Raw genomic sequence first — 18,301 nt, 5'->3', positions numbered from 1 at the left:
AGTCTTGATGCGTGTTCGCGTGCATCAAGACTTGTTTCATATTGTTTGGAAAGGAGTGGTGATTGAGAGTGAAGAAAATCACAAGTGTACTAATGGCTATCATTCTGTTAATGAGTATAGCTGGGTGCTCATCACCAAAAAAAGAAACAGCGAAGCAGGTAAAGAGTGATAGTAAAGAGCGAATTGTTGCAACGACAGTTGCTGTTACTGAAATTATGGATGCGTTAGAAGTAGAGTTAGTTGGTGTCCCAACAAGTTCTAAAACTTTACCGAAGCGATATAAAGGTTTACCTGAAGTTGGGAATCCAATGAGTCCTGATATGGAAAAGGTAAAATCATTAAAGCCGTCAGAAGTGTTATCTGTGACAACACTTAAATATGAATTAAAGCCAGTTTTTGATGGTGTGGGTATGAAAGCAAACTTTTTAGATTTAACAAGCTTAAAAAATATGCAAAATTCCATTAGCGATTTAGGTAAGAAATATGGACGCGAAAAGCAGGCTGAAGAAGTTGTAACTAAGTTAGATAAAAAGGTTGCTAGCATTCAAAGAGAAGTAAAAGGAAAGAAAGAACCGACAGTGCTTATTTTATTAGGTGTGCCGGGGAGTTATTTAGTAGCAACAGAGCATTCTTATATTGGAGATTTAGTGAAACAACTAGGTGGTAAAAATATTGTGCAAGGTGAACAAGTAGAGTATTTAGCCTCTAATACAGAGTATTTAAAGAAAGCTGATCCAGATATTATTTTACGAGCAGCTCATGGTATGCCTGATGAAGTTGTAAAAATGTTTGATAAAGAATTTAAAACAAATGACATTTGGAAGCACTTCGCTGCAGTTAAAAATAACCGTGTTTACGATTTAGAAGAGCGTTTATTTGGAACGACAGGTAATTTAGCAGCAATTGAAGCGTTAGATGAATTGAAAAAAATGATGTATCAGTGATGCATTTTAATATAAAGGAAGAGTGGAATGAATAAAAAAACTTGGAGTTTCCTCATTGTTACTGCATTGCTTATTGTTATGACATCATTGTCAGCGATGAAAGGTAGTTTAGAAGTAGGTATTGTTGAGCTTGTACAAGGGATATTTACAGGGGGAAATGAAGATGTTGAAGTGATTAAAGATTTACGTTTCCCACGTATTATTATTGCACTATTTACTGGAGCAGCTCTGGCTGTTTCAGGTGTGCTTTTTCAAGCTGTTATGAAAAATCCACTTGCTGATGCTGGGGTAATCGGTATATCTTCTGGAGCAAGTTTTATGACACTCGTTATTATTACGTTGTTCCCGCAATTCTTTTTCTGGACACCAGTATTCGCCTTTTTAGGTGGTGCGTTTGCATGTTATCTCGTTTATACATTTTCATGGAAGTCAGGGTTAAGTCCACTTCGCATTATTTTAGTTGGTATAGCTATTAATGCGATGTTTACTGGATTAAATGAATCGTTCATTACGATTTGCGGATATTTTATTAAGAGTATTAAGCAAACGACGACTTCTAATATAACGATGAAGACGTGGGGAGATGTAGAAATAATGGTTACATATGGGACGATTGGCCTTATTCTCGCTCTGTTTGTAGGAGCTTGGTGTAACTTATTATCGCTACAAGATAAGACTGCGAAAAACTTAGGCTTGCACGTGACGAGAGTTCGTCTTATTATTTCTGCCATTGCAGTACTCTTAGCCGCAGTATCGACAGCGATTGCAGGTGTTATTGCTTTCGTTGGGTTACTTGTTCCGCATATTTCAAGACAACTAGTCGGTTCAGACCATAAAGTATTGATTCCATTTTCAGCGCTTGCAGGTGCATTATTAATTTTGACGGCGGATACGATCGGGAGGTTAATTGTGCCACCTAATGAAATTCCAGCAGCAACAATTATGGCGGTTATTGGTGGTCCATTCTTAATATTCTTGCTTAGAAAGAGTGATAAAGTTCATGGAAATTAAAAATGTAACCTTTTCGTATGACAATGTAACAGATCGTTTAAAGTCTGTTAGTAGTGAAATAGAAATGGGGAAAATTACAACCATTATTGGCCCAAACGGTTGCGGGAAATCGACATTACTTGGTGTTATGTCAAGAAATCACACTCCTCGTAGTGGGGAAGTAATACTTGATGGAAAAGCAATTAGTGCGTATAAACCGAAAGAGTTTGCTAGAAAACTAGCGGTTGTTCATCAACAAAATGAGGCGCCGGCAGATATTACTGTTGAAAAATTAACGAGTTTTGGTCGTATGCCATATAAAAATATTTTTTCTTCACACAATGATGAAGATAGAGAAGCTATTGAAAAGGCACTTACTTGTACGAATTTACAGAGTAAGCGAGATAAGCCAATTCATGCTTTATCTGGCGGTGAGAGACAAAGGGTATGGATTGCGATGACTTTAGCGCAAAAGACACCGATGCTCTTTTTAGATGAGCCGACAACATATTTAGATATTTATTATCAGCTTGAAATATTAGAGTTAGTGAAAGAATTAAATGAAGTGTATGGATTGACGATTGTAATGGTACTGCACGATATTAATCAAGCGATTCGCTATAGTGATCACATTATTGTTATGAAAGATGGTGAAATCGTTACGAAAGGTAATCCGAATGATGTAGTAACAGAGGATATGATTAAAGCGATATACGGTGTAGATGTTGTTGTAAAGCATGATGAAGATACAGGATTGTATATGGTACCGATGGGAATTTAAGCGCTGATCGCAATCTGTTTTGAGGTGATAATTTGAGTAGTACAAAAAAACGGAAAAAGAATCCTTTTTTTCAACGAATACTTACAGTTGTTTTTTTAGGTGTCTTTTTCTACTCAATGTATGAATTAGGCGGCATTTTTATGGACTACTATGAAAATCGTAAAGTAATGGCTGAGGCACAAGAAATTTATGAGCGGAGCCCGGTAGAAGAAAAGGCAAAAGACGGAGAGATACGAAAACAGTTTCAAGCGTTACAAAAAATCAACCCAGAAATAGTTGGATGGATTACGATGGATGATACACAAATTAATTATCCAATTGTTCAAGCTAAAGACAATGATTACTATTTATACCGTAATTATAAAGGTGAGGATATGCGAGCAGGCAGTATCTTTATGGACTATCGTAATGATGTGAAGTCGCAAAATCGAAATACAATTTTATACGGTCATCGTATGAAAGATGGTTCTATGTTCGCAAGCCTAAAAAAAATGTTAGATGAAGGTTTTTTTATGTCGCACCGCAAATTATATTACGATACTTTATTTGAAGGGTACGATGTCGAAGTATTTTCAGTGTATACGACAACAACTGATTTTTATTACATTGAAACGGATTTTAGTAGTGATACGGAATACACATCATTTTTGGAGAAAATTCAAGAAAAATCGCTGTACAAAACGGATACAAAAGTGACAGCAAGTGATCAAATCGTAACACTTTCGACGTGTGACTATGCACTTGATCCGGAAGCAGGAAGGTTAGTCGTGCATGCGAAACTAGTAAAAAGACAGTAAATAAAAAGTATAGAATATGAGAAGTGGTAACGCTTCTCATATTCTATACTTTAAAAAAGAAATATGTTTACTGTGCTGCAGCCATTGGCATACGTACAACTTCAACATTGTAGTAAGTGATTTTATTATCAAGAATATATTCTGGCATCCCGCCTTGGTGTGAGTGAGCATCTTTAAATGCTGAGCTCTTCGTCCAACCTTGGAAATCTTCTTTTGCATTCCAGCGTGTGCTAATTGTTACTTCATCATAATCAACTGTATTTTGCGTTAAAAGCACTTCTAATCCTAAAAAGCCTGGCATCGTTTCGACTTGACCTACTTTATTAAAACGCTCAATTAATTTATGTCCATTTCCCTTTGTAATTTTAGCTGTATTTGTAACAATAATCATGTTTCTTCCTCCTATAAATGTAGCTATATTTTCAAGAACCCATATACATTAAATGATAATGAAAATCATTATCATTGTCAATGACAATAATGAAATATATAAAATTTTTTTTGAAAGTATGATGTTTATTTCATAAGTTAGTAAATATATCGCGATTAGGTGTAAGGCTGAGCGGGTTGTACTAGCAAAGCGATAATATGGTATAGTGAAACGAGGCTGTTTTTCGGCCTCGTTTTTTACATGCTTCCTACTAATTAGAAAGCATTCAAATGGAAAGGAAGACATTACATGAGATCTGAAGTAACTATAAAAATAAAACCGAAATTTATAAAAGAAATTAAAAGTGGATATCCACTTATTTTAAAAGATGCTATTCAAAATTTAAATGATGTACGTGAAGAAGGGACAATCATCAAAGTAGTAGATGAGAAGAACCAATTCATCGGAAAAGGCTATTACGGAAAACAAAATAAAGGATACGGCTGGATTTTAACGAGAAAAGAGAGTGAACAAATTAATCAATCTTTCTTTGAAAGTAAAATCAAATCTGCCTTACATAAACGAAAACAGTTTTACAAATCAAATGATACGACAGCATTCCGTGCCCTAAATGGTGAAGGTGATGGTCTTGGCGGCTTAATCATCGATTATTATGACGGTTATTACGTAGTAAGTTGGTATAGTGAAGGGATTTATACTTTCAGAGATGAGATTATAGCAGCTCTTCAAAAAGTAGCAAACTTTAAAGGTATTTATGAGAAAAAGCGTTTTGATACGAAAGGAAAATACATTGAAGGCGATGATTTCGTAGCAGGAGAGCGCGGTGAGTTCCCACTTATCGTAAAAGAAAACGGTGTAAACTTTGCTGTATATTTAAATGACGGGGCGATGGTTGGTGTATTTTTAGATCAGCGTAACGTTCGAAAACAAATTCGTGATACATATGCACAAGGAAGAACGGTTTTAAATATGTTCTCTTATACAGGAGCATTCTCTGTATTTGCAGCACTTGGCGGCGCAAGTAAAACAACAAGTGTTGACCTTGCCAATCGTAGTTTAAGTAAAACAATTGAGCAGTTTAGTGTAAATGAAATTGATTACGAAGCACAAGACATTATCGTAGAAGATGTATTTTTATATTTCAAATATGCAGCTAAGAAAAAGATGAAATTTGATATGGTGGTACTTGATCCTCCAAGTTTTGCACGCTCTAAAAAATATACATTTAGCGCAGCGAAAGACTATAAAAACTTATTAAAAGAAACAATCGCGATTACAGAAAATAACGGTATTATCGTTGCTTCTACAAATTGTAGCGCGTTCGATATGAAAAAGTTTAAAGGTTTTATCGATACAGCATTTAAAGAAATGAATGGCAAATATAAAATATTAGAAGAACACTCTTTACCAGAAGATTTCCGTACAATTGATCAGTTTAAAGAGGGAGACTATTTAAAAGTAGTTTTCATCGAGAAAATTAAAGGGTAATAAAGAAAAAGGAGCTCGAGTTTACTTGAGCTCCTTTTCTTATTGAACGATATTTTGTACTCTGCCAACTTGCCCATCCTGCAATCGTACTTTAATACCGTGAGGATGAGAGGGAGAGTTAGTTAAAATATCTTTTACAATTCCTCTTGTTAGCTTGCCTGTACGTTGATCTTGTTTTAATACAATATCAACTTCAAGACCTGATGAAATGTTAGATCGTTTTTGTCCGTTCATTTACACACCTGTACGTCTACGTTGGTTGTTTGTTTTCTTCGTTTGTTGGTTTTGTAATTTTTTCGTTGCTTGGCTTTGATTCGTATTGTTTGCAGCATTTCCATTTCCTTGCTTTTTCTTTGCAAGTTGTTCGCGCATTAAATCAGCTAAGCTTACTTTTTTGTTTTCTGACATGATAAGTCTCCTTTATATAAAGTTAATTATGAACAATAGTAGTGAATTTTATCATATCATTGTTAGGGAAGGAAGGGAAGTTGGTTTGAAAATTCATATAATTCTTTCCAGCATTCCTTCGTTACGATACAATTAAAATGTTAATGTTTGTAAAAAAAGGGGATAGAAATATGTCACATCATATTTTATTAGTTGAAGATGACATCTCAATTCAAGAGATGGTTGAAACATATTTAGTAAAAGAAGGTTTTCAAGTTACAATCGCATCTGACGGAGAAGAAGGAGTTAACGCATTTTTAAAAGGTTCATTTGATTTGATTATCCTCGATATTATGATGCCGAAGTTAGATGGCTTAGAGGTTGTGCGAATCATTCGAGAAAAAAGTGCGGTGCCGATTTTAATGATGTCGGCAAAAGATACAGATGTTGATAAAGCTGTTGGGTTAGGACTTGGAGCAGATGATTACATTTGTAAGCCATTTTCTATGATTGAATTGGCAGCACGTGTAAAAGCCGCTATTCGAAGGTCTACAAAGTATTCAGCTGTGGAATCAAAAGATGAGGCCATTCAGATTGGTGATTTAATAATTGACCCAATTAATTTTACTGTGGAAAAAAAGGGAAGACAGCTTAAACTTACTTTAAAAGAATTTGAGATTTTAAAGCTATTCGTGAAGAATCAAAATCGTGTTTTTACGAAAGCGCAAATATATACGCTTGTTTGGAATGAAGAATATTATGGTGATGATAACGTTATTAATGTTCATATGAGAAGATTGCGTGAGAAAATCGAAAGTGATCCATCTAATCCAGAATATATTAAAACGTTATGGGGCATCGGCTATAAGTTGGAAGTGATGTAGTATGGTCAAGCTGTTAATGGGCATTATTTTTATATTGCTATGTGTTGTTTACATACAGTATAAAATGAGGAAAACTAGTAGCAAGAATTTACGATACACATATGAAAAATTAGAAGACATTGTACATGAAAAAACAGGTGAGAAGTTACTCGTTATGACAGATGATCTAGAATTGCAAAAGTTATTAGTGGCAATTAATCATTTATTAGATGCAAAACAGAAAACGAATGCAGATCATGCGAAAGTAGAAATTTCGATGAGAAAAATGCTTTCAAATATTTCACATGATTTAAAAACACCACTAACAGTTATTCTTGGATATACAGAAATGTTAAATAAGGATAAAACAATAAGTGAAGAAGAACAGCGAATATTACTTGAAAAGGTGCATGTGAAAACGCTGGAAGTGATGGAACTGATTCATAAGTTTTTTGATTTGGCAAAATTAGAATCTGGTGACAAGGCAATCGAGATGACAAAAGTAAGTATGAATGAAGTTTGTCGCGAAAAGATTTTATCTTTTTATGATTTAGTGACGACGAAAGGTTTTCATGTTCATATCGATATACCAGAAAGAAATATATATGCACTTGGAAATGTAGAAGTATTAGGCAGGGTATTGAATAATTTAATATCAAATGCGATTACATATGGAGACGATGGAAAGGTGCTCGGTATGACTTTAAGGGATGATGAAACGAGTGTGTATATAGACGTATGGGATACAGGAAAAGGAATTGATGAGTCTCATATTGATAAAGTGTTTGAGCGTATGTACACACTTGAAGATTCAAGAAATAGATTGTACCAAGGAAGCGGTCTAGGATTAACGATTACGAAACGGCTTGTGGAAGCGATGGATGGAAAAATTCACCTTTCTAGTAAGCCGTATAAAAAAACAATTTTTACAGTTGTATTAAAAAAGATGCAGTTTTAGCTTGTAGAGAAGTAGATTCTACAAGCTTTTTTGCAGCGTAAGGAATTTGTAAGAAACGGGTAAGAAAAAAGAGATTTCCGTTGGCTATTATAGAAATATAGAGTATTGCGAAAGGGGAAAGTGACATGACATATATATTAAAAACGAATCAGTTAACGAAAGTGTTTAAAGGAAAAGAAGTCATTTCTAGCGTTAACATGCATGTGAAAAAAGGGGAGATATATGGTTTCTTAGGACCGAATGGTGCAGGTAAAACAACGATTATGAAAATGATTACAAATTTAATAAAACCGACGAGCGGTGACATTGAAATTTTCGGTGAGAAGTTAATAGACACATCTTATGAAGTATTAAAAAGAATGGGGACAATTATTGAATATCCAATCTTTTATGATAAATTAACGGCGAAAGAAAACTTAGAATTACATTGTGAATATATGGGCTATTACGATAAAAACGCAATTGACCATGCTTTACATTTAGTGAAGCTACAAGGGATAGATAATAAAAAAGTAAAAGATTTTTCATTGGGAATGAAACAACGACTTGGTATTGCAAGGGCAATCGTGACAAAGCCAGAATTGCTCATTTTAGATGAACCGATTAACGGTTTAGATCCAATTGGTATTAAAGAGTTACGAGACTTATTTAAAATACTCTGCAAAGAATATGGTATTACATTATTAGTTTCTAGTCATATTTTAGGTGAGATGGAACTAATGGCGGATACAATTGGTGTGATTCAAAATGGAAAACTAATAAAAGAAGTTTCAATGAAGAGTATTAACGGAAAACAAACAGAGTACATTGAAATTACTGTTCCTGATGTGAAACGTGCAGCTTATATTTTAGAAGATAAACTCGGCATAAAAAATTACAAAATAATGAGCGGAAATATGATTCGTGTGTATGATACGGCAGCGTCTCAGCAAGCTATTTCAAAAGCACTTATTATGAACGATGTGGAAATTGAAAGTATTAATAAGAAACATAGTTCCTTAGAGGAGTATTTCTTAAATGTAATGGATGGAGAGGGCATTCATGCTTAATGGATTGTTAGTGAATCTAGTAAGTGGATTGGTCGTAATGTTCATAAGTGGGATTTTATATTATAGGAAACCAGAGCGGAAATGGTTGTTAATTGTACTAGTGATAGGAATGTTAAGCGTAGTTACTGCTGGAATTAGAATGTTAGCAGCGTAGAGAGAGTTATATAAAGAATGGAGGCGTGGTTTGTATGCTTAGATTAATGAAGCTAGAGTGGAAAAAACATCAATTATCTAGTTACTTTAAAATTGTAGCAATTTGTATTATAGCAATTTTTATTGTAGTAAATCTTATGGCGTTGGGAGTGAAAGACGAGGTAGATGGGCTATTCTCTGACTTCACGCAACAAATGGTTTTAATAAACACTTTTATTAGGATAACATTCATTACTTTTAGTTCGGTCATTTTATCACGTTTAATAATTGATGAGTATAAGAACAAAACAATGCAACTATCGTTTATGTACCCACTGCAAAGAAAAATGCTAATGAGGGCGAAATTAACAATTGTTTTTTGTTTTTGTTTTGTGAGCACGATTATCGCTACTTTCAGTATTAGTTTACTCGCATATTTTGTGAGTCCAATGATGGGACTGATTGAAACGCCAGCTACGATAGGTGAAATAATAGCTATCGTTCCAGCTACTTTTATAAATGCATTTATGATATCTGGTATAAGTTTAATTCCTTTATTTTTTGGGATGAGAAAGAAATCGACACCGACAACAATTACTTCTGCAGTAATAATCGGAATACTAATTAGTAGTAACTTTGGTCCTGGAAACGGTCAAGTAAGTATGTTTAATTTTATAGCTATCCCAATAGTGCTCTGTTTATTAGGGATTTTTATTAGTTATCTTTCGTATCGTAAAATCGACAAGATCGATGTGGTGTGAAGCAAGCTTAAAACAACAACGAGCTGGGGTATGAATGGTGAAAAAAATAATAGTAATTGCAATATTAGTCATTACAATTGCTAGTGCGGTTTTTGGTTTTAAGGTATTTCAGGGGAAAGATTTTAAGAAAGAAAAGTCTTTTGAGATAAATAATATAAAAGAAATAGAAGTAGACAATGAAAACTGGGATATTGAATTTAAAAGTACAGACTCTAATAAAATAGTAATTTCTGCTCAAGGTCAACAAGTAGATAAAGAGATAGATCCCGTCAAAATGGAAAATGACGAAAATAAAATTGTGATTAAGCAAAAACAAAAGGTGACCAGATTTTTTAATGGTTTTACGTTTAGGAAGAAAAATAGTATATCTATAGCTATTCCGAAGAAAGAAATAGATAAAATTGTATTAAATAATAAATCGGGTGATGTGAGAATAAGCGATATAGTAGTAAAAAATATCGTGACAAAAGGCAAGTCGGGAGATGAAATGATTACAGGACTATTGGCAGAGAAGGGGGAGTTCACATCCGAAAGTGGAGATTTAATTTTAAAAGATAGCTCATTACAAGAAGTAAATATAACTTCTACTACTGGCGATAATTATGTGAAAAATGTAAAAAACGAAAATATGAACATCACTTCAACATCTGGGGAAGTATTACTGAAAGATATGACAGAAGGAAAATCATTATTTGTAGAAACAAAATCAGGCGACATTGGCGTAAGGTATAAAGATGTCTCAGCTTCATTGAAACTTACGGCCAAAAGTAATTCGACTGACATAATGATAGATTTAAAAGGACTTAAGAAAGATAAAAATACAGAAAAGATAAAAGAAGGAACTATTGGTGATGCAAAAAATGAAGCGAAGATTTTAAGTAAAACAGGAGTAATTTATATTGATTAAGTCTTATGAAGAAGGAGGACTATCATGCTACGTCTTATGAAGCTAGAATTGAGGAAGTTTAAGCTTGGATGGTATGTGAAGAGAGCGGTTATTGCGAATATCGTTATACTGGCACTACTAATCTTCGTTAGTATCGTTGCTCAAATAGAAGGGGATCCAGAAATAAGGAATCCGCAGATAATTTTGTCGATGGCTAGTGCGTTAGTAAGAGCAACATTTATTATTTTTGGTGGCGTACTAATAGCCAAGTTAATAATTGATGAATATAAAAGTAAAACAATACTACTCATGTTTTCTTATCCAATTAACCGAAAGAAAATGATGGCTAGTAAGTTGGCTATTACAGCGACATTAACATTTATAACAGTTATTTTATCGAACATTTTAGTAGTAGGAATTTTCTTTGGGATAGATAGTTATTTTTCAATTCTTCCTAATTCATTCACAGTAGATCAATTGATTCAAGAAGGGATAAATCTTATTCCTTTAGCCATTGCAACTGCGGGAATGAGTTTAATCCCATTATATTTTGGAATGCGTAAACATTCAGTGCCAACTACAATTGTTTCATCTCTTATCGTTGTATCAATTTCAATGAATAGCAGCCCAACGTTTCCTACAGCAACTTTTCTTCCCCTTCAACTAGCATTGGCAGCAATTGGAGTTGCGATTGCATATTACGGAATTAAAAATATAGAGAAGGAAGATATAACAGTATGACAAGAATAAGTAAAAAAGAGTTGGCGTTACACCAACTCTTTTTTTGTATATGTATGCTTCGTTACTACTCTGTAAATTTGTAATGTTTGCTTAAATACTCTTGAACTCCTGGAGAAATGTTAAAGTTATTAGGACCTTTATATTTGATAGTAAACTCGCCATCTTCAATTGTTTCAAAGGCGATTGCGTAGCTATCCATCTTAGAATCGTAAGAAGTATTTTTGACTTTCGCGTCTAGATTAAAGTATTTTGTAATATATTCTTTTGATTCTGTAATTGCTGTTTGTTTTCCCCAAGGGGTACCATAACTTGTGAAATAAAGAGATACACCGATAACTCCAATGATAGAAGTTAGTAAGAGAGTTCTTATTGTTATTTTTTTGTTTTTTGTATTCAATTTAGTTCCCCAATTAATATGAATTTATCTTAACGTATTTTCTCATAAAATACCATTTAGTAGAAAATAGTTTCACATGAAACAAGTTACAGAAAAGACAAGGTGCATAAACACCTTGTCTTTTTCTGGCGTTACATTTGGGGAGCTTCCATTCCAGTAGCAGCCCATTCTTCTTTTGCAGGACCATAAACGCCAGGGACTGTTAAGCCAGCTTGACGCATTAAAACAGTCATCTGTCCGCGGTGGTGATTTTGATGATTGATGAGTGTCATTAAAAATATAGAATTCGGCATAGGACGACCAAAGAAGTTATTAATAGTAGCTAAGTCTTTATCAGTCCACTCACTTTGAAGTGCTTCAATAAAAGCCGTATTCACTTTGCGATACTCATCTGCAATTGTTTTTGCTGAAGTTGGTACAGGATAATCTTTCGTTTCTCCTTCAAACTTAAGCCCTGTTCCAGATAGCATAACAGGAATTGCAGTCACGATATGCCAAGCAACTCTGCCTAACGTCCAGTGCCCAGGTGCAATTTCTTGTGATAAAGATTCATCGGTTAATGCATCGAGCATCTTTTGAGTAGACTCAGCCTCGTATGTCCATGATGTTAAAAAATCTTCAATTGTTTGGTACATAGTTATCCCTCCTGTTTTTCGCTCGTATATTAAATTCGTGAGAGATAATATAATCCCTGTTTCATAAGAAATACTTAATTAAGCATTGCTACAATATAAAAAATAATTAGAAAATATTTGTAAAAGTGTCAGAAAACCGCTCTATTCATTCGTATATATAATGAATAGAGAATGGAGTAAAGAGTAAAGAGTGGTGATAAGGGTGAAGGACATAGAAATAGTAGAAGGTCTTCGAAAACAAGATATGTTAGCGTTACATACAGTCATTGATCAATATGGAGATTTAATTTATAAGGTGGTTCATAGTGTTTTAGATACGGCACAGAGTAAGGTGCTAGTGGATGAATGTGTTGACGATATTTTATTAATCGTTTGGTACAACATTAATAGTTATGATGAAAATCGTGGGAAGTTTAGAAATTGGCTTATATCTGTTGCGAAATTTAAAGCCATTGATTATAAACGAAAAAGTAATAAGGTCTATCAATTACAAGAGTTTCAGCAAGACATATATGTAGAAGGAAAAAATGTTAATTTAACAAAAGAAGAGCTAGATTGTAATTTTTTCGTTTTGATTAAAGAATTGAACGAAGAAGATAAGAAAATTTTTATAAAAAGGTATTTAGATGAATATAGTGTACAAGAAATAGCGCTTGAGTTCGGTATGACACGAGATACGGTGTATAGCAGGCTTTCAAGAGGGAGAAAAAAATTGAAGAAGATGTTGGGAGGGAATAGGGATGAATAAAGAAAAGTTCCTTCAGGAATTAAATAATTTGCAGTATAGTGATGATTTTGTAGATGACGATATAAATGATGAAAAAATAGATGAAAAGAAAATAAATCGTACAAAAGAAGTTGTAACAAAAAAAATTTTAATGAAGCGATGTCATGAGGTTGTACAAGAAGGATTACAGGGAAGGGAAGAAATTTTATATAGTATGTTTGCTGAAAATCCTCGCGTGAAAAATTGGCAGACAGGAACAGCGATGAGCTTAGGGGTAGGCGTTCTTGCGATGAACTTCGGTATTAATAATATGCTAATCGTTACAAATGAACGATTGTACGTGTTTTTTGTTGATCGTTATTATAATGACGTTGATCTAAAAGTATGTTTATTAAATGAAATAGCTTCTATGAAAACAATATTAGACCGTAAAGGTGGAAGTGAATTTCTATATATAAAGTATAAAAATAATAGAGAATACGTATTGTTAGGAAATGCTGATGATTACAGAGAGCTATTTCAAATAGTAGGTGGATTGAAAATAGCAAGCGGAATAGAACTAAGGTTACAGGATAAGAAATTAAAGAGACAGTTAACTTTAAAACGAAGTGTGTTTAATATAATCATGTATTCAATTGTTATATACTTTATGTACAAAGCTTATATTAATTTTATCCCGCATTAACGGGCAGTAAAACCCCCACTGATTAAAGTTTCGCTTTATGCCATAATAGAAAAGCTGGCTTCATATATGAAGCCAGCTTTTAATTAACCTTCTTCCCACTTCTCCTCATCAACCACAAGAAATAAGGTGCTCCAAGTACAGCAACGACAAGACCAGAAGGGATTTCTTTCGGATATGCAATCGTTCGTCCGAGTAAATCAGCAATGGAAAGAAGTGTTGCTCCAAACAGTGCTGAACAAACGAATCGTCTTTGATAATTCATACCAACGACGATTCGTGCTAAGTGAGGTGCAACAAGACCTAAAAAGGCAATTGTACCGACAGCAGCAATGTTAATTGATGTAAGTAGTGTCGCTAACACAATTAGAGCAAGACGCGTTTTATTTGCAGGCTGCCCGAGTCCGGTTGCTAAATCATCTCCAAGTACAAGAACGTCAAGTTGTTTCATTTTATTATAATTCTTAATGTCTGCCATCCATACTGGCTGAACACCAAGTGCTAATAAGTCTTCTGAATATCTCCACTCAAGTACAACAACTTTTTTCGCTGGTTTATCTAACTTCGTTTCTCCTTCAGCGTGTTTAATTGTTATAGCTTGATTTATATTGTCCACTTTCGTTTCTGTTTTCTTCTCTTTTTGCTGCCCACATCCAACATCGAATAGAAGAACTACTATGAAAATACCGATAATTTTCTTCATCTTCTGCCCAAAAATAAAATGTTTTATTTGCAATATGTACGATGGTGAAAATCATTATCAATTACAACGACCAAATCATACTATGAGGGCATTTTAAGTGTTGATATGTTAAAAAATTTTGACGAAAAAAATAACGATTTATACGCATTTTAATATACCTTATTAAAATGCATACGTGTATCAAAGTTGAAGGAGCTGAAATTCCTTTAATTAGGAAGGCGAAAGTACAAGCGAAAGGAGAGCGTATTGCATGTAATATTTATTAGAATGTAAGGAAAAAACTTTGTTTATAAAAGGTTTGTTCCAGAGCGGGTAGTTGATAGGGGAAATAAAAACTGATTTTTATTAGAAAGATATTTTTAATTAGTTGGCTGTACTTAAAAGATTGAACACGAAGGAAGGGATCAGCATGTCTTTATGGAGCGATAATTATGGGTGTAATAATCAAAACGGTGTACATGTTGATTCATGCTGTTTTAGTTGCGATGGGACAGTTCCTAAGCTAGGCCCAACAGGTCCAACGGGAGCAACGGGTTCAACAGGAGCAACGGGTTCAACAGGAGCAACAGGTCCAACGGGAGCGACAGGAATAACGGGGGCAACAGGTCCAACGGGAGCAACAGGAATAACAGGAGCAACAGGTCCAACGGGAGCGACAGGAGTAACGGGTCCGACAGGAGTAACGGGAGCAACGGGTTCAACAGGAGCAACAGGTCCAACGGGAGCAACAGGAGCAACGGGTTCAACAGGAGCAACAGGTCCAACGGGAGCAACAGGAGCAACAGGTCCAACGGGAGCAACAGGAGCAACGGGTTCAACGGGAGCAACGGGAGTAACAGGAACAACAGGTTCAACGGGAGCGACAGGTTCAACAGGTTCAACAGGAGCAACGGGAGTAACAGGAACAACAGGAGCAACGGGTTCAACAGGAGCAACAGGTCCAACGGGAGCGACAGGAATAACGGGGGTAACAGGTCCAACGGGAGCGACAGGAGTAACGGGAGCAACGGGAGCAACGGGAGCGACGGGTCCGACAGGAGTAACGGGAGCAACGGGTTCAACAGGAGCAACAGGTCCAACGGGAGCGACAGGAATAACAGGAGCAACCGGTTCAACGGGAGCGACAGGAGCAACGGGTTCAACAGGAGCAACAGGTCCAACAGGAGCAACAGGAGCAACAGGAGCAACAGGAGTAACGGGAGCAACAGGAGCAACAGGAGCAACAGGAGTAACGGGAGCAACAGGAGTAACGGGAGCAACGGGTTCAACGGGAGCAACGGGAGCAACGGGAGCAACAGGAGCAACGGGTTCAACAGGAGCAACGGGTTCAACGGGAGCGACAGGAGCGACAGGAGCAACAGGAGCAACAGGAGCAACAGGAGCAACAGGAGCAACGGGTCCAACGGGTCCAACGGGAGCAACGGGAGTGACAGGAGCAACGGGAGTGACAGGAGCAACGGGTTCAACAGGAGCAACAGGAGTAACGGGAGCGACAGGAGTAACGGGAGCAACGGGTTCAACAGGAGCAACAGGAGTAACGGGAGCGACAGGAATAACAGGAGCAACGGGTTCAACAGGAGCAACAGGAGCAACAGGAGCAACGGGTTCAACAGGAGCAACGGGAGTGACAGGAGCAACGGGAGCAACAGGAGCAACGGGTCCAACGGGAGTAACAGGTACGAGTATCACGGCGACGTATGCATTTGCAAATAATACGTCGGGAACAGCGATATCGGTACTTCTTGGTGGAACGAATGTCCCACTTCCGAATAATCAAAATATCGGTCCAGGAATTACAGTGTCTGGCGGAAATACAGTATTTACGGTTGCGAATGCTGGGAATTATTATATTTCATATACGATTAATATTACTGCTTCATTATTAGTCAGTTCGCGAATTACAATTAATGGAGCAGCGCTTGCTGGGACTATCAATGCTCCTGCGTTAGCAACCACATCATTTAGTGCAACAATTATTACAACTCTTGCAGCAGGAGATGCTATTAGTTTGCAACTATTTGGTTTGTTAGCTGTTGCCACATTATCAACAACTACACCAGGAGCTGTGTTAACGATAATAAGATTAAGCTAAATAATAACTCTCTTATTCTTTTATAGATTAGGAGAGTTTATACATATAATAAGAAGTTAATGGAGTGAAGCATAGTTATATAAGAGTCAGAATATTATGATTGTAACGCTATGGCGACTATAATATAATGAAAACAACCATCATGAATGAACATTCATTTATTTTTTATGTATTTGAAGGGGGAATGAAGGTGGAAAAACCATGGTTGAAAAGTTATCCAGAGGAAATTCCAAGTACGATTTCTTATGATATTCAGCCGCTTCATGGATATGTGGAACAGGTGGCTTCTCGTTATCCAGAAAAGAAAGCGCTTCACTTTTTAGGGAAGGATATTACATTTTCAGACTTCCACGATAAGGTAAAGAGGTTTGCAAATTATCTTCAAAAGCTAGGTGTGGAAAAGGGTGATCGAGTTGCTATTATGTTGCCGAACTGTCCGCAATCTGTAATTGGTTATTATGGTACATTACTTGCGGGAGGTATCGTAGTACAAACAAATCCACTATATACAGAAAGAGAGTTAGAATACCAGCTTTATGACTCGGGAGCAAAAGTAATTCTTTGTCTCGATTTAGTGTTTCCAAGAGTAACGAATGTTCAAGCTGCTACAAAAATTGAACATATTATCGTAACCCGTATTGCGGACTTTTTACCCTTCCCTAAAAATTTACTTTATCCATTTGTACAAAAAAAGCAGGCAAATCTTGTGGTGAATGTGTCGGAAAGTGAAACGATTCATCTATGGAAATCAGTAGAACGAGAAAGTAATGTTAATGTTGAAGTTCCTTGTGATCCTGAAAATGATCTAGCTCTTTTGCAGTATACAGGGGGGACAACGGGATTTCCAAAAGGGGTTATGTTGACGCATAAAAACCTTGTTTCGAACACTTTAATGGGAGCTCATTGGCTATATAATTGTAAAGAAGGAGAAGAAGTAATTCTTGGTGTTCTCCCGTTCTTTCATGTGTATGGGATGACAGCTGTAATGAATTTAAGTATTATGCAAGGATATAAAATGGTGCTGATTCCGAAGTTTGATATGAAAATGGTTTTTGAAGCAATAAAAAAACATAAAGTCACACTATTTCCAGGGGCACCAACCATTTATATTGCTCTATTAAATAGTCCCCTCTTAAAAGAATATGATATTTCTTCTATCGAGGCTTGTATTAGTGGATCTGCCCCGCTTCCTGTAGAAGTACAGGAAGAGTTTGAGAGAGTTACAGGTGGAAAATTGGTAGAAGGTTATGGATTAACGGAGTCGTCGCCAGTTACACATGGGAATTTTTTGTGGGAAAAACGCGTGCCAGGAAGTATTGGTGTGCCGTGGCCAGATACAGAGGCAAACATTATGTCACTTGAAACTGGAGAGGCTTTACCTCCGGGTGAAATTGGTGAGATTGTTGTAAAGGGTCCTCAAATTATGAAAGGGTATTGGAATAAGCCAGAAGAAACAGCAGCTGTATTACAAGACGGATGGCTCCATACAGGGGATGTTGGTTACATGGATGAAGATGGATTTTTCTATGTGAAAGATCGTAAGAAAGATATGATTGTTGCGAGTGGATTTAATGTGTATCCTCGTGAAGTAGAAGAAGTATTATATGAGCATGAAAAAGTGCAAGAAGTAGTGACGATTGGAATTCCCGATCCGTACCGAGGAGAAACAGTTAAAGCATTTGTTGTGTTAAAAGAAGGTATGGAGTGTTCTGAGGAAGAATTAAACCAGTTTGCGCGTAAATATTTAGCGGCTTATAAAGTGCCGAAAGTATATGAGTTTAGAGATGAACTGCCAAAAACGACAGTCGGAAAAATTTTACGCCGTGTCCTAATAGATGAAGAGAAAAGAAAGAATGAGGATGAGCAAACGGGCTAAGGCCCTTTCTTTTTGAAAAAA

At 35.9% G+C, this 18,301-nt stretch carries 21 protein-coding genes and 2 pseudogenes; 16 read left to right on the top strand and 7 right to left on the bottom strand.

Translation table 11 applies throughout. The features are described 5' to 3' along the window. Positions 1-62: 62 nt before the first annotated feature. The 4 genes from isdE to srtB are packed head-to-tail and all read left to right on the top strand — an operon-like array spanning position 63 to position 3,512. Positions 63-944 (top strand): heme ABC transporter substrate-binding protein IsdE, encoded by an 882-nt coding sequence (isdE, locus tag ACP6L7_RS19540; protein WP_141533475.1) that lies wholly within the window; start codon positions 63-65, stop codon positions 942-944. A gap of 27 nt (positions 945-971) precedes the next feature. Further along, entirely contained in the window at positions 972-1,955 is a 984-nt protein-coding gene (locus ACP6L7_RS19535; RefSeq protein ID WP_097832063.1) for a FecCD family ABC transporter permease, read from the top strand. Further along, complete coding sequence (locus tag ACP6L7_RS19530; RefSeq protein WP_097832062.1) at positions 1,945-2,715, top strand: ABC transporter ATP-binding protein; 771 nt, start codon at positions 1,945-1,947, stop codon at positions 2,713-2,715. The genes ACP6L7_RS19535 and ACP6L7_RS19530 overlap by 11 nt, the downstream gene beginning before the upstream one ends. Positions 2,716-2,747: 32 nt before the next feature. Next, on the top strand, positions 2,748-3,512 hold the full coding sequence (gene srtB / locus ACP6L7_RS19525; RefSeq protein WP_097832061.1) for a class B sortase: 765 nt from the start codon (positions 2,748-2,750) through the stop codon (positions 3,510-3,512). 67 nt (positions 3,513-3,579) lie between these two features. Here the strand turns inward: srtB and isdG are convergent, their stop codons facing one another. Beyond that, positions 3,580-3,903 carry a heme oxygenase gene (gene isdG, locus ACP6L7_RS19520; RefSeq protein WP_000587825.1) on the bottom strand — a complete coding sequence of 108 codons (324 nt, stop codon included), beginning with the start codon at positions 3,901-3,903 and terminating at the stop codon, positions 3,580-3,582. Positions 3,904-4,191: 288 nt separating this feature from the next. Here isdG and ACP6L7_RS19515 point away from each other — a divergent pair, with 288 nt between their 5' ends. Then, positions 4,192-5,391 (top strand): class I SAM-dependent rRNA methyltransferase, encoded by a 1,200-nt coding sequence (locus ACP6L7_RS19515; RefSeq protein WP_097832060.1) that lies wholly within the window; start codon positions 4,192-4,194, stop codon positions 5,389-5,391. Positions 5,392-5,430: 39 nt separating this feature from the next. Here the strand turns inward: ACP6L7_RS19515 and ACP6L7_RS19510 are convergent, their stop codons facing one another. After that, on the bottom strand, positions 5,431-5,625 hold the full coding sequence (locus ACP6L7_RS19510) for a YwbE family protein (RefSeq protein WP_001014316.1): 195 nt from the start codon (positions 5,623-5,625) through the stop codon (positions 5,431-5,433). After that, positions 5,626-5,799, bottom strand: a complete 174-nt coding sequence (locus ACP6L7_RS19505) for a hypothetical protein (RefSeq protein ID WP_071748244.1) — start codon at positions 5,797-5,799, stop codon at positions 5,626-5,628. A 170-nt stretch (positions 5,800-5,969) separates the two neighbouring features. Here ACP6L7_RS19505 and ACP6L7_RS19500 point away from each other — a divergent pair, with 170 nt between their 5' ends. From ACP6L7_RS19500 to ACP6L7_RS19470, 7 genes are all read left to right on the top strand, one after another. Further along, positions 5,970-6,662: a response regulator transcription factor gene (locus tag ACP6L7_RS19500; RefSeq protein ID WP_097832059.1), complete on the top strand. Its 693-nt coding sequence runs from the start codon at positions 5,970-5,972 to the stop codon at positions 6,660-6,662. 1 nt (position 6,663) lies between these two features. Beyond that, the gene (locus ACP6L7_RS19495; protein WP_097832058.1) at positions 6,664-7,599 is read left to right on the top strand and encodes a HAMP domain-containing histidine kinase; all 936 of its coding nucleotides are present in this window, start codon (positions 6,664-6,666) and stop codon (positions 7,597-7,599) included. 125 nt (positions 7,600-7,724) lie between these two features. Beyond that, positions 7,725-8,648 carry an ABC transporter ATP-binding protein gene (locus ACP6L7_RS19490; RefSeq protein WP_097832057.1) on the top strand — a complete coding sequence of 308 codons (924 nt, stop codon included), beginning with the start codon at positions 7,725-7,727 and terminating at the stop codon, positions 8,646-8,648. Next, positions 8,641-8,802 (top strand): hypothetical protein, encoded by a 162-nt coding sequence (locus tag ACP6L7_RS19485; protein WP_170961037.1) that lies wholly within the window; start codon positions 8,641-8,643, stop codon positions 8,800-8,802. Before ACP6L7_RS19490 ends, ACP6L7_RS19485 begins: the two co-directional genes overlap by 8 nt. Before the next feature lie 34 nt (positions 8,803-8,836). Next, complete coding sequence (locus tag ACP6L7_RS19480) at positions 8,837-9,541, top strand: ABC transporter permease (RefSeq protein WP_097832055.1); 705 nt, start codon at positions 8,837-8,839, stop codon at positions 9,539-9,541. Between the two features lie 34 nt (positions 9,542-9,575). Then, positions 9,576-10,448 (top strand): DUF4097 family beta strand repeat-containing protein, encoded by an 873-nt coding sequence (locus tag ACP6L7_RS19475; RefSeq protein WP_430529359.1) that lies wholly within the window; start codon positions 9,576-9,578, stop codon positions 10,446-10,448. A gap of 24 nt (positions 10,449-10,472) precedes the next feature. Next, the gene (locus ACP6L7_RS19470; RefSeq protein ID WP_097832053.1) at positions 10,473-11,168 is read left to right on the top strand and encodes an ABC transporter permease; all 696 of its coding nucleotides are present in this window, start codon (positions 10,473-10,475) and stop codon (positions 11,166-11,168) included. A 64-nt stretch (positions 11,169-11,232) separates the two neighbouring features. Here ACP6L7_RS19470 and ACP6L7_RS19465 read toward each other — a convergent pair whose 3' ends face one another. Next, the gene (locus ACP6L7_RS19465; RefSeq protein WP_097832052.1) at positions 11,233-11,565 is read right to left on the bottom strand and encodes a YfjL-like protein; all 333 of its coding nucleotides are present in this window, start codon (positions 11,563-11,565) and stop codon (positions 11,233-11,235) included. Between the two features lie 131 nt (positions 11,566-11,696). After that, positions 11,697-12,200, bottom strand: coding sequence for a DinB family protein (locus tag ACP6L7_RS19460; RefSeq protein ID WP_097832051.1), 504 nt, complete (start codon positions 12,198-12,200; stop codon positions 11,697-11,699). Between the two features lie 193 nt (positions 12,201-12,393). On the opposite strand from ACP6L7_RS19460, the gene ACP6L7_RS19455 reads away from it, so the two are divergent. Continuing rightward, on the top strand, positions 12,394-12,948 hold the full coding sequence (locus ACP6L7_RS19455) for a sigma-70 family RNA polymerase sigma factor (RefSeq protein ID WP_097832050.1): 555 nt from the start codon (positions 12,394-12,396) through the stop codon (positions 12,946-12,948). Beyond that, positions 12,941-13,612 (top strand): septation ring formation regulator EzrA, encoded by a 672-nt coding sequence (locus ACP6L7_RS19450; protein ID WP_097832049.1) that lies wholly within the window; start codon positions 12,941-12,943, stop codon positions 13,610-13,612. Before ACP6L7_RS19455 ends, ACP6L7_RS19450 begins: the two co-directional genes overlap by 8 nt. A 79-nt stretch (positions 13,613-13,691) precedes the next feature. Here ACP6L7_RS19450 and ACP6L7_RS19445 read toward each other — a convergent pair. Both ACP6L7_RS19445 and ACP6L7_RS19440 read right to left on the bottom strand, forming a co-directional pair. Further along, positions 13,692-14,060: pseudogene (locus ACP6L7_RS19445) on the bottom strand (FecCD family ABC transporter permease); the annotation flags it as partial. Next, positions 14,057-14,312 (bottom strand): annotated as a pseudogene (locus tag ACP6L7_RS19440) (ABC transporter substrate-binding protein); the annotation flags it as partial. The pseudogenes ACP6L7_RS19445 and ACP6L7_RS19440, both read right to left, overlap by 4 nt. A 409-nt stretch (positions 14,313-14,721) precedes the next feature. Here ACP6L7_RS19440 and ACP6L7_RS19435 point away from each other — a divergent pair. Further along, positions 14,722-16,404 carry a BclA C-terminal domain-containing protein gene (locus ACP6L7_RS19435; RefSeq protein WP_430529358.1) on the top strand — a complete coding sequence of 561 codons (1,683 nt, stop codon included), beginning with the start codon at positions 14,722-14,724 and terminating at the stop codon, positions 16,402-16,404. Between the two features lie 190 nt (positions 16,405-16,594). Beyond that, the gene (locus ACP6L7_RS19430; protein WP_141533493.1) at positions 16,595-18,280 is read left to right on the top strand and encodes a long-chain-fatty-acid--CoA ligase; all 1,686 of its coding nucleotides are present in this window, start codon (positions 16,595-16,597) and stop codon (positions 18,278-18,280) included. Positions 18,281-18,301 lie beyond the last annotated feature (21 nt).

Origin of the sequence: Bacillus silvicola (assembly GCF_050524305.1) — a bacterium.
GTDB lineage: Bacteria > Bacillota > Bacilli > Bacillales > Bacillaceae_G > Bacillus_A > Bacillus_A cereus_AT.
This window is presented reverse-complemented; position numbering and strand designations above follow the sequence as displayed.